General features: G+C 70.7%; 7 protein-coding genes. 3 read left to right on the top strand and 4 right to left on the bottom strand.

From position 1 onward, the window contains the following. Window positions 1-122: 122 nt before the first annotated feature. Window positions 123-524 carry an SDR family NAD(P)-dependent oxidoreductase gene (locus tag HMPREF0321_RS15105; RefSeq protein ID WP_006947041.1) on the top strand — a complete coding sequence of 134 codons (402 nt, stop codon included), beginning with the start codon at window positions 123-125 and terminating at the stop codon, window positions 522-524. Window positions 525-626: 102 nt separating this feature from the next. Then, window positions 627-863, top strand: a complete 237-nt coding sequence (locus HMPREF0321_RS15100) for a hypothetical protein (protein ID WP_006947060.1) — start codon at window positions 627-629, stop codon at window positions 861-863. A 154-nt stretch (window positions 864-1,017) separates the two neighbouring features. Here the strand turns inward: HMPREF0321_RS15100 and HMPREF0321_RS12785 are convergent, their stop codons facing one another. Then, entirely contained in the window at window positions 1,018-3,621 is a 2,604-nt protein-coding gene (locus HMPREF0321_RS12785) for an MMPL family transporter (RefSeq protein ID WP_006947021.1), read from the bottom strand. 162 nt (window positions 3,622-3,783) lie between these two features. Further along, window positions 3,784-4,416 (bottom strand): TetR/AcrR family transcriptional regulator, encoded by a 633-nt coding sequence (locus HMPREF0321_RS12780; RefSeq protein WP_006946991.1) that lies wholly within the window; start codon window positions 4,414-4,416, stop codon window positions 3,784-3,786. Between the two features lie 321 nt (window positions 4,417-4,737). Between HMPREF0321_RS12780 and HMPREF0321_RS12775 the strand changes: the two genes are divergently transcribed. Further along, window positions 4,738-7,491 carry a DivIVA domain-containing protein gene (locus HMPREF0321_RS12775; RefSeq protein WP_006946993.1) on the top strand — a complete coding sequence of 918 codons (2,754 nt, stop codon included), beginning with the start codon at window positions 4,738-4,740 and terminating at the stop codon, window positions 7,489-7,491. A gap of 263 nt (window positions 7,492-7,754) precedes the next feature. Here the strand turns inward: HMPREF0321_RS12775 and cydC are convergent, their stop codons facing one another. Beyond that, a complete protein-coding gene (gene cydC, locus HMPREF0321_RS12770) occupies window positions 7,755-9,566 on the bottom strand; it encodes a thiol reductant ABC exporter subunit CydC (RefSeq protein ID WP_006947127.1) in 1,812 nt (603 codons plus the stop codon). Next, window positions 9,563-11,167 carry a thiol reductant ABC exporter subunit CydD gene (gene cydD, locus HMPREF0321_RS12765; RefSeq protein WP_006947080.1) on the bottom strand — a complete coding sequence of 535 codons (1,605 nt, stop codon included), beginning with the start codon at window positions 11,165-11,167 and terminating at the stop codon, window positions 9,563-9,565. The genes cydC and cydD overlap by 4 nt, the downstream gene beginning before the upstream one ends. Between the last annotated feature and the right edge of the window lie 1,208 nt (window positions 11,168-12,375).

Here is a 12,375-nt window from a genome sequence, read left to right as displayed (position 1 = left end):
ATTGGGGGCCGGTCCCGAACCGGCGAGTAGGTGTTGAATGCCTTGCCCCGTCAGGAGCAGGGCGCGCGGGCCCGCCGCGCCTCCCGCATCCCGGGCGGCCGTGGGCATACCCACCCGAGCGGGTGGGGTTTCACCACGCGACGAAGCGCCGCCTCGACGTTTCGGCCCACGCCCTCGCCGACGAGATCCGCAGCGACGGCAAGGGGCTCGACGTCCTCGTCAACAACGCCGGCGTCATGACGCCCCCGGAGCGCATGCTGACGAAGGACGGCCACGAACTGCAGTGGGGCAGCAACTTCCTCGACCCGTTCGTCCTGACGAACCTGCTCCTGCCGACGCTGCTGGAGGGGCGCGCGCCGCGTGTCACGACGATGTCGAGCATCGCCGCGCAGGCGGCGTCGATCAACTTCGCCGACCTCGAGTGGGAGAAGAAGTGCTCCTCGTGGCGCGCGTACGGCCAGTCGAAGCTCGCCGACCTGCTCATGGGCCTGCATCTCGCTCGCGTGTCGCAGGAGCGCGGCTGAAGGCTCCTTTCCACCATCGCGCACCCCGGCTACACGAAGACCAACCTGCAGAACGCCGGCGCCGCGCTCGGTTCCGGCCGCACGACGATGATGATGCGCATCATGGACCTCGACGTGCTGCCGAGCATGGACGCCGTCCAGGGCGCCGGCCCCGAACTCATGGCCGCCACCGACCCGGCGGCCCGGAACGGCGCGTTCTACGGCCCGAAGAGCCGCACCGGCATGACCGGAGAGGCCGCCGAGGTGCCGGTGTACCGCAGCGCCAAGGGCCCGACCCTCGCCGCATCCGTGTGGGCCCTCCCGGCTGCGACGACGGGCGTCGACCTGCCGCGCGCCTGAACCGCTGGCGGGCGAAACCCCTGACGGACGCAGCGCCCAACGGACCAGGCACCTCACGGACGAGAGCTCCTGACACGACGAAGCGGGCTCCGAGACCAGATGGTCACGGAGCCCGCTTCGTCGGTCAGCGCTCAGCCGGCCGGGTCTCTGACGCTCAGCTCGTACGCGGGCGGTCCTCGTCGTCGCGGGCGAGGTGCTTCGGCGTCGAGTGGCTCTCACCGGCGAAGAGTTCCTCGACGATGCTCGCAGGCGTCGCGCCGTGCAGACCGGGCGTCGTGGCCGCGTGCTCCGAGGCGTCCGCGTCCGTCGTCGTGCCCGACGTCTCCGTCCCCGCAGCGTCGGACGAGGCGGCCGAGCCGGCAGCCGCAGCGGCGACCCCATCGGTCGTGCCGGCGGCTGCGCGCTCCGCAGCGTGCTCGGGCGAGCCGGGGCGCGCACCGTGCTGGCTGAGGCTCTCACCTTCGACGTCGACGTTGGGCATGATCTTGTCGAGCCACTTCGGGATCCACCAGGCGTGCTTGCCCAGCATGAGCATGACGGCCGGGATGAGGATCATGCGCACGAGGAACGCGTCGAGGAAGACGGCCGTCGCCAGCGACACACCGATCGTCTTGATGAGCGCGTTGTCCTGCGAGGCGAACGCGGCGAACACCGAGATCATGATGAGCGCGGCGGCGACGACGACGCGGCCCGAGTGGCGGAAACCGTCGATGACGGCGTCGCGTGCGTCCATGCCGTGGGCGTACGCCTCACGCATGCGCGTGGTGAGGAAGACCTGGTAGTCCATCGCGAGGCCGAACACGATGCCGATGAGCAGCGTCGGCATGAAGCTCATGATGGGCTGCGGGTCGAACCAGCCGAACGTGCCGTCCTGGACGAGCTTCACCGTCACGCCGAGCGTCGCGAGGATCGAGGCGAGGAAGCCCAGCGTCGCGAGGAGCGGCACGACGATCGAACGGAACACGAGCACGAGCAGGACGAACGCGAGCCCGACGACGATGGCGAGGTACGGCGCGAGCGCGTCGTTGAGCTTCTCCGACACGTCTGCGGCGATCGCCGTCTGGCCGGTGATGCCGACCTTGACGTTGCTCGACTTCTCGATGTCGGCCTGACCGTCGCGCAGGCGCGTCAGCAGGTCGTCGGTCTTCTTGTCGGCGGGGCCCGTCTTCGGCGTGATCATGACGACGGCGCCGTCACCCTTCTTCGCCATCTGGACGATCTGCGCGTTGGCGACGTCGTCCTCCTTCGACGCCCACTGCACGACCTTGCCGTACGCCTGCATCTGCTTGCCGGCGAGTTCCTTCTGCGCCGCGGCGTCCGTGCCGGAGACCTTGATGTCACGTCCGTCGAGTACGGCGATCATCGGGGCGTTCTTGCCCGGGCCGAAGCCCTCGGCGAGCAGGTCGGCGCTCTGACGCGCCTCGGTGTTCTTCTCCGCCGTGGCGTCGGAGGGCAGGCCGAGGTGCAGGTTGCTCACGGGTGCCGCGAGCACGCCCAGAAGGGCGACGACGCCGAGCGCGACGGCCCACGGAGCCTTGCGGATGCCGCGACCGAGTCGGACCGAACCGTTGACGAAGTCGTGGTCGGAGTCGTCGGCGGTCGTGTCCTTGCGCACCCGCCCACCGAACGCCTTGCCCTTGAGCATGCCCATGAGAGCGGGCAGCAGCGTCAGGCTGACCATGACGGCGACGAAGACGGTGCCCGCGGCGCCGAGACCCATCGCCGTCAGCATGCCGATGCCGAGCACCGAGAATGCGGACAGCGCGATGAGGACGGTGAGACCGGCGAACACGACGGCCGAGCCGGCCGTCCCGAGGGCACGACCCATCGCGTGGGCACGCTCGTCGTTCTTCGTCCGGTCGACGTGCCGCAGCTCGCTGCGGTAACGCGACAGGATGAACAGCGCGTAGTCGATGCCGACGGCGAGACCGATCATCGACGCGAGCGCCGTCGTCGTCTCCGGCAGGTCGAAGAAGTACGTCGCACCCGTGATGCCGAGCCTGCCCAGCAGCAGCCCGATGACGGCGTTGAGGATCGGCATGCCCGCCGCGACGAACGAACCGAACGTGATGACGAGGACGACGAGCGCGACGGCGATGCCGATGAGCTCCGAGGTGCCGCCGGGCTGCATCATCTCCTGCATGCCCTGACCGCCGGCGACGATCGTCAGACCGTTCTTCGCCTCGGCCGCGGCATCCGAACGGATCTGCTTCTGCGTGTCCTGCTTGATGTCCATGACGTTCTCGACATCGAAGTTCCACGAGATCGTGCCGATGCGCCCGTCCTTCGACAGCGGCGACAGGGCCTGGGCGTTCGCCTCGGCCTGCTCCTTCGTCATGCCCTGCTTCATCGACTGTGCGACGAGCTGCTTGCTCTGCATCTGCGCGGCGACGACGGGGTTCGCGATGGTCTGCGCCTCAGCGCCCTTCGGCATCTGCGGTGCGCTCTGCAACTTCTTGACGAGCGCGTCGATCTGGCCCTTGTACGGCTGCTCGGAGAGCGTGTGACCCGCCGGCGCCTTCAGGACGATCTGGCCGTTGACCTGCTTGTCGGCAGCCTTGGCGTCGGGGAAGAGCTCCTTCTGCATCTCGGCCGCCTTGAGCGACGGGATGCCGGGGATGGTGAACTCGCTGGACATCGGCTTGCTCTTGGCGGCGGCGAAACCACCGACCGCGAGGATCGCGATGAGCCAGCCGACGAGGAAGAACGGCCACTTCTTGTAAGCCGTCCGCCCGAGGCGGTAGAGGATGTTTGCCACGACGATCTCCTTGCGAGTGGCGGGTGGACGAAGGATGCGCGACGCAGTGCGTCGAGACGGTGGTGATGAGACGGTGGTGCGAGACGGGTGGTGAACGTGGGCCGATCGGGCGGGCTCACGGACAAGGGCTGATGGGGGTCTGAGAGGGCGGGCGTCGCTGCCTCAGTGCTCTTCGTGCACCTCGACGGCGGCTGCGAGCACCTCGTGGAATCGGGTCGTGAAGTCGATCGGCGGAGCGTCCTGACCGCCCGCGAAATCGTCGAGCGTCAGCTTGAGCATGCTCAGCATCGTCGTGGCGAGGACGCGGGCCCGCAGATCCGACGGCTCCCACCCCTCCCGCTGGGCGATGGCGTCACGCAGCATGGCGGCGACGACCTCGAAGCGGTGGGCGACGAGTTGCATCACTTTCGCGTCGGACATGATCGCCCGATTGACGAGGGCGCGGTGTCCGGGGCTCGTGGCGTCCAGGTCGTCGGCGGAGGCGATGACGGTGTCGATGGCGTGGACGAGATCGTCGACGAGTCGGCCGTGGGGCTGCTTCTCGAGGAACAGTTCGAGCGCCCCGGGGCGCGGGTTGTTCTCGTCGAACGGGCCGAGAACGGCCGAGGCCTTGTCCGGGACGTGATTGAACAGGGTGCGGCGGCTGACGCCGACGCGTTCGGCCAATTCGTCCATCGTGAAACCGTCATAACCCCGCTCGATGACGAGGGTCGCGGCGGCCTCCTGGATCTCGACGAGACGCGGCATCGCGCGCGCCGTGCGAGACGCGGGCTGGGTGCAGGCTGTGGTGTGCACGGGCCCCCTTCGACTGTTGCACTGAAATCTTCAGCAGTGCAATGTTGCACTTTCGTCGCGCTAGGTGCAACTACGGCGGGGGTGACCTGCCTCACGGCGGGTGCTGCTCGCTGCGATGGCGCGACGGGGCGTGGCGGCGGACGTCAGGGCAGGGAGCCTGGGACGGACATCGGTCGTCACGGTGAAGGGGCTGCGGCGACGGCCGCGTCCGGCGTCATCGAACGACTCGGCGCGGTGCATGGGCGAACGCCCCGCCGGTGGCTAGGCTCGGTCGAGAACAGCGCCGTTCGACGGCGCACGTCACGACGAAGGGGATTGGCCATGATCACCGCTCGCGAGGTGCACGACGCCGAGTTTCGCCGCGCCGCGGCCGGCACGCCGGGATACGACGAGGTGGCCGTGGACGACTTCCTCGACCGTGTCATCGCGACGCTGACGGCGCTCGAGCAGGGCCACGGCAGCGTCACCGACGCCGTGACGTCCCACGAGGTCGTGGAGGCGGAGTTTCCCGAGCGAGCCGCCGACGTCAACGGCGGCTACGACATGGACGACGTCGACGACCTGCTCGACCGCGTCGCTCAGCGCCTGTTCGCCGCCGAGACCTCCGGTTCGAACGGCGGCGAGACGCTCCACGCCGACGATGAGTGGGAGCCCGCGAGTGGGTTGAGCGACGACGATCTCGCCGACCCCCGGCGCGACGACGGTGGTGTCCGTGACGCCGCGGCGCTCGCCGTCGCGTCAGGCGCGCCGCGCGGCGCGGTTCAGAGTGACACCAGGGCCGACGACGAGTGGCAGAGCGCCGCGGTGACCGACGGCGTTCGTTCTGGCGCCGACAATCAGCGTGGTGGCGCGGAGCCCACCCCAGAGCGTGGCTACGACCAGGTCGACGACTCGCGTGGGGGCTCGTTCGGCGAGCCCGGGGTGCGCGTGCCGCAGGTTCGCCCCGACGGCACGTGGGACGAGGAGCCGACCGACGAGACCCGTCACGAGAGGCTCGCCGAGCCCGGCGTGCAGGTGCCGCGGGTGCGTCCCGACGGATCGTGGGATGACGCCGACGAGCACGCTGACCACGAGGCGCCTGCTCTCGCGACTGGCGACGCCGAGTCTGAGGGCGACCCGGCGAGGGGATTCCTCGGTGCGCATGATGACGCGGGCGCTCAGGACGATCACCGCACCCAGCGTGTGGTCGATGCAGAAGATGTCGCGGGCGACTCAGAGCGGCGCGGCCCCAGTGACGAGCACGTCGTCGAGGCAGGTGCGGGCGGCCGCGTCGTCGATGACGCCGTCGAGGGTGACGGGCACGCCGTCGATGACGAACGGACCGTCCAGCAGGGCATCAACCCCGTCGGTGGGGAGCCGCTCGACGAAGCTGCCGACGCGCGCGACGAGGCTCGACGCGAGGCGTCGCAGGCGTCGGCGCAGGTGAACCCTGTTGGTGGCGGACTCGCCGCCACCGGCGACGAGCTGATCGACGACGAGGGCGCTGACGACGATTCTGGCCGCGACGCGGTCGCGTCCGCCGACGAGGGCGACGACAGGAGCGACGAGGCGTCGCGAGACGTGACGATCGAACACGTCGAGCGATCGGCCGAGCCGGGCGATCAGCGCGCGGCGACCATCCGTCCTTCGATGGGCCAGTCGTGGACGGGCGGCGCTGCCGACGACGCGTCCACCGAGTCGGCCGCGGACGCGAACCACGTCGATGAGCAGGGCGAAGAGGCCCAGAGCGCAGGTGAGGTGCCCGTCGTACACGAGCCTGTCAGCGAAGAATCGATCATCTCCTACCCTGCGACGGATCATCGGGTTCCGTTGCCTCGCGGCGATGTTCGCCGTGCGATGTCCGACGCTGACCGCCAGGCGGAGGGGCACTACCACCCCGAGTTCAGCGCCTACGCCACGCCCGAGGTCTTCGCCGAGCCCGCCGGCTCCGAGATCCCGCCGATCGAGCCGGCGGCGCCCCGCAGCGACGTGGTTGCCGAGCACCAGAGCGAACCGCGTCACCTCGATGAGACCCGCGTCGGCTCGGCCGCCGACCCCGCAGCCGCGGATTCCGTCCTCGATCACGCTGGCATGGACGGGGGTGCGTTCGACCGCACGCCGTCCGACGCTACTCCCGCTTCGACGCAGACCGGTGCCACGACCGAGTCGTCGCCGTGGGACGAGCCGATCGTGTCGCGTGACCCGGCCGTCGCGTCTCATCCCTCCGACGTGGCCGCGGACGACCCGTTTGCCGACGAGGCGCCGGTCGCCGCGTTCGACCCGCACGCCGGAAACGACTTCGATCCCTTCGCCCAGCCGAGCGGTCCGACCGCGATGACGCCGCGCCTGCCGTCGCCCGAGGCGGATGGCACGTCGCGTGCTCAGGTGGACGACGCCGGCGCATCCCACGACGAGACCCCCACGTCGCGTGATGCGGTGCCCGGCTCGCGTCGCGAGGCGTCGGCGCACGTGGGTGAGGCGTTCGAGTCGCGTGACGAGACCTCCGCGTCCGATGCCCACGCTGCTGCGCCCGATGACGAGTCGTCAGTGACAGGTAACGCAGCCGCCGGGGGAGACGACGAGGCACCCGCGCCGGCATTTGCGGCGCTTCGCAGAGTCGCCCCCGCCAAGGAGGAGGTCGCTCGCGTGCGTGAGCCCCACGACGATCGCGACGCGATGGGCGCCCCGGCGCCCGTCGCCGCCGAACTCGCCCGCCGCGCGGCCGAGCGCGAACGCCTCGCGACCGCAGGCCACGCTGCAGAGGGAGAGTCTGCCGAGACGGCCCGGACGGTGGGTGACTCGTCAGACGCGTCCTCCAGCGTCCCCGCGCTTCTGGTGGACGGATCGGGCGGTGACGCAGCGGCCAGTTCGTCGCCGCAACGTGCCTCCGACGACACGCGGGCCGCGAACGGCGGTCAGGCCCCGTCGAGTGATGATGAAGACGACGCCTGGAGTGTCGGACGTCCGGAGCCCATCGACGCAGCCGAGCCGATCGACGCCGTGAAGCAGCCAGAGACGATCGAGGCGCCCAAGCCGTTGCCGGCGCGGGACGACACGTCCCGCAAGGGCATTCTGCGTCGCATCTTCAGGGGCTGATTCAAGGGCTGATTCAAGGGCTGGGCGAGGCCACTGACGCGCCGCCCCCGGCGCGTCCATCCTGGTGGGCAACGTGTGGCGGGCTGAGGAACCGATGGGCGTTCCCTGACTCGCTGGGCGTTGCCCATCGGCGCGTCGCCACCCTGAGACCACGGTGCTCGGCGCACCGACGACCCCCGCGCCGGCGGTGCGTTCTTGCCCCAGGGCAGCGATGCTCGCCGTCCTGGTCCATCGACGCACCGAACGCCGACCGCCCTAGGCGATCAGGCTCGCGCGAACTCCAACTCGACGACGCGGTCGAGCGCATCGAAGGCGACGGGGTGGTGGCTCACCATGACAACGGTGCGCCCGCCACTGGCTTCGAGCAGGTCGCGGATGACGGCGTCGGCGGTCGGGCCGTCGAGGTGAGCGACGGGTTCGTCGAGCGCGATCACGGGGCGTTCGCTCAGCAGTGCACGCGCGATGCCGAGGCGGGCGCGTTCGCCGCCGGAGATGGAGCGCTCGGTCGCCGTGCCGGCCGTCTCGGCGCCGTCACGACCGGCGCCGACGAGGTACTCGCCGAGATGGGTGTCGAGGCCGTCGGTGAGCTCGTCGAGCCACCCACCGAGGCCGGCGCGACGCAGTGCCGCGCGCACCTCGTCGTCACTCGCACCCGGCTGCGCGAGAAGCAGATTGGCGCCAAGCGTCCCAGCGAACAGGTGCGGGTCGTCGTCGACGAACGCGATGCGCGAGCGCACGGCGTCGGCGTCGAGATCACGCACGTCGACGCCGTCCCAGCGGCAGGTGCCGCCGCTGGGGTCGAGGTGCCGGGCGAGGACGGCGAGCAGCGTCGACTTGCCGCACCCGTTCGGGCCGGTGATGGCGAGATGCTCGCCCGGCGCGATCGTCAGCGTGTGCGGGCCGGTGTCGGTGCGCGCGCCCGTCCACGACGCGGTGACGTCGTCGAGTTCGATCGTCGGCGCGCCGTCGGCGACGCCGTGCGTGCCGCGGGCGGCGACGGCGGGTTCCTGCGTCAGCAGCGCCTGCAGACGATCCCGGGCCGCGGCCGAGCGCGCGAACGAACCGACCGCGTCCGGGATGAGCCCGACGACGTCGCCGAGCGCCAGCGGCGTCAGCAGCAGCAGCGCGGCGAACGGCCCGTCGATGGCGCCCGACCTGACCTCGCCGTCGAGCGTCCACGCCATGAGCAGGGTGGCGGCGCCCGTCGCGAGGAGCGTGAGCGCAACACCTGCGGCGCGGCCGCGTGCCTGCGCCGTCGCGGCCTTCTCGACGTTCTTCTGCGCGTGCGCGAGCCACGCCATCGGAGCGTCCGTCGCGCCGATCGCCGCGAGTTCGGTGGCGCCGGAGCTCACGAGGTGCGCGACGCGATCGACCTGGCCGCGCGCCTTGAGGGACGCCGCCTGCCCGTGCCGCTCGAGGGCGAGATCCAGCCACCCGACGAGCGCCGCGACGACGATGAACCCGAGCATGACGAACCCGGCCGGCGGATGGATGAGGAACGTCGCGACGAGCGCCACCGCGGCAGCACCGACCGTCGTGATGAGGGGGACGATGACGCGCACCTGGATGTCGACCTCGTCGTCGAGATCGCGCACGACACCGGAGAGCAGATCGGCGCGTCGGCGAGTGCCCAACCGGGCGGGCGTGAGCGGCAGCAGCTGACGGTAGGCCGCCGTGCGCCGCTCGGTGAGGTCGGCCAGCGCCGCGTTGTGCGAGACGAGCCGCTCGACGTACCGGAAGACGGGGCGTCCGATGCCGAACGTGCGCACCGCGACGATCGCCGTCAGCAGCGTGAGGACGATGGGGCGCTGGCTCGCGCGCACGATGAGCCAGCCGGACGTCGCCGTCAGCGCCACGCCGCAGGCGAACGCGAGAGCGCCGATGAGGCCCGCGATGATGACGCCGCGCACCGGCACGAGCAACGGGCGGCGCCGATCCGGGCGCGATCCGCCCTCGCGCGCGAGGCCGCCTCGCGCGTCGTCGGCGGGTGCCACATCGTCGGGCGTCACATCGGCATGTGTCACGCCCTCGCGTGACGCACTGTTCGAATCGGCTTGTGAGGCAACGCTGCTCATGCCGTCACCTCCTGTTCGTAACGCTGGGGTGAGCGGGCGGAGACGCGCCACTGATGGTCGGCTGCGGCGGCAAGGGCGTCGTCATGGGTGACGACGACGACCGGCTTGCGCTTGCTCAGCGCGACGATGGCCGAGCGGATGTCGGCGGCGCTCGCCGGGTCGAGGTGGGCGGTCGGTTCGTCGAGCAGCACCATGGCCGCGTCGGAGAGCCAGGCGCGCGTCAGCACGAGACGCGCGCGTTGCCCGGCGGACAAGCCGAAGCCGTTGTCGCCGAGCGATGTTCGCACCCCGTCGGGCATCGACAGGACGACGTCGTCGAACCCCGTGGCCGCCATCGCGGTGCGCATCTCGTCGACGCTCGCGTCGTTGCCGAGCTCGAGGTTGGCACGCACCGACATCGGCGCGATGAACGCACGTTGGCTGACGAGGTGCGTGCTGGGCACCTCGAGGCGCCCCGAATCGGGCCTGCGCGCGCCGGCGAGGATCTCGAGCAGCGTCGACTTGCCGGAGCCGCTCGGGCCGGTTAGGGCCGTGAGGCCGTCGCGGACGACTCCCGTCGTGTGCGTGATCGCGGGCGCGCTCTGGCCCGGGTAGGTGTAGGTGACGCCGCTCATCATGGCGCGCGCGAGGCCGCTCGACGTCTCGGGTGCGGGGGCGTGCCAGGGGCGTTCACGCTCGTCGGCGAGCAGCGAGTCGATGGCTTCGGCGCCGTCGGCCGCCGCGTGGAACTCCTGCCCGACGCGACGGATCGGCCAGTAGGCCTCCGGGGCGATGAGGATCGCCATGAGGCCGGTCAGCAGGGAGACGTGGCCGTTCGCGAGGCGCAGGCCGACGGCGACAGCGACCATCGCGACGGAGATCGTCGCGAGCAGGTCGAGGGCTGCGGAGGAGAGGAATGCGATGCGGAGCGTCCGCATCGTCGCGCTGCGGTGACGATCGCCGACCTTGCGCACCTGCTCGACCTGATGGTTGCCGCGCCCGTATGCGACGAGCGTCGGCAGCCCGGCAACGACGTCGGCGAAGTGACCGGCGAGCATCGTCGTCTCGACCCAGCGTTCCGCCGTGGCGCGCTGCGTGTACTTGCCGATGAGCGCGGCGAACAGCGGCAGCAACGGCAGGGTGACGATGACGATGAGCGCGCTGCGCCAGTCGACCCACAGCATCGCGACGACGGCGAGCACCGGCACGACGCCCGCGGTGACGAGCGCCGGCAGATAGCGCGCGACGTACGGCTCGACGGCGGCGGCACCCTTCGTCGCCATCGTCAGCATCGCGCTCGGTGCGGGGCGTTCGTCCGCCGTCTGCGTCATCCAGCGGCGCATCGCGGCCTCGCGCAGTGCGCCGGAGACGCGTGCACCCGCGTGGGCTGCCGCGAGTTCGGTTGCGCCGGAGAGCATTCCGCGGGCTGCGAACAGCGCCAGCACCCACAGGCCCGGCGTCAGCAGCGCGTGCCCCTCGACGACGGCGACGACGAGGTGCGCCACCGCCACGGCCTGTGCGATCGCCACGATGCCGCCGAGGCCGCCCAGCAGGGCCAGCACGGCGACCGGGAGGCGGGTGGCGGGCGCGGCGCGCAGCAGGTGGGGGTCGAACGGACGCATGGCCCCATTCTCGCAGCCGACGGTGACAGCCCTCGCAACGGGCGAAACGGGATGTACGAGAGAGCCCTCGGGGAACCTTGTGACCCAACTCACTGCGGCGTGTCCGTGCTGGGTAGGGTGAGCGCGGGAGGGCTTCTCATGGCTGCCAGCACCTGTCGGCGTGCGGTTCGGGAGGCTCGCGCACTCTGCGCCTGCGTCGATCGATCCCGGGCGGCGCGCGCGGACGAAACCAGGACCAGCAGATTCTCAGGAGAACCCATGAGCCGCTCGATTCGTGTCACCAAGGCCGTCGCCGTCGCGTCGTTGTTCGGCGCCGCGACGATCGTGGCGCCCGCCGCCAACGCCGCCCAGGAACCGTCGATGACGATCACTCTCGGTGCGACCGTCACGGGCAAGACGGTCGACGTCGCCTACAAGGACAGCGGCGTCCAGTACTACGCCAACGACGGCCGGAAGGCGATGAGCCGCTACGGCGCGATGGCGTTCTTCGTCGACTACGGCGACGACAGCGACCCCGACGGCTACGACGGTCGCCCCGGCCTCACCTGCGAGACGACCGGCCCGACCTCGCCGTTCCTTGACTCGGTCTCCTCGGGCTACTCGCACACCTACCGCAAGGCGGGCACGTACACGATCACGGCCACCGGCTACTACTGCGGTGAGGGCGGCCTGCAGACGGTCGAGAAGACGACGACGGTCAACATCGCCAAGCCGGCGCCCGCGCCGAAGGTGAGAGCCGCCGCGCACATCGAGTACACCGTGGACGGCCTGACCGCGACCCTCGTGCCCTCCGTCACCGGCACGCAGCACGAGATGAAGTACGGCCGCAACAAGCACGCCAAGTACGGTGTGCCGCTCGTGTACACGATGTCGTTCCCGGAAGGTGCCGAGGTCTCCGGCGGCGCCACGAAGGGTGGCATCAAGCGTGCCACCTGCACGAAGCACGGCTCGGTCGAGTTCGACCCGGTGATGCTGAGCGGCGATCCTGTCGTCGTCACCTTCCCGAAGCCGGGCACCTACGAGGTGACGCTGAGCGCCGATGTCTGCACGAGCCAGCGCATCGTGTCGAAGACTGTGACGATCGTCGTCCCGCCGACGGACCCGACGCCGACGGACCCGACGCCGACGGACCCGACCCCGGAGCCCACGACGCCGACGCCGAAGCCGACCGAGCCGACCCCCACCCCGACGACGCCGGTCCCGACCAC

Origin of the sequence: Dermacoccus sp. Ellin185, assembly GCF_000152185.1 — a bacterium.
In the GTDB taxonomy this organism is placed as follows: Bacteria; Actinomycetota; Actinomycetes; order Actinomycetales; family Dermatophilaceae; genus Dermacoccus; species Dermacoccus nishinomiyaensis.
Note: the sequence above shows the minus strand (reverse complement) of the source record. Positions and strands in the feature narration are given on the sequence as shown.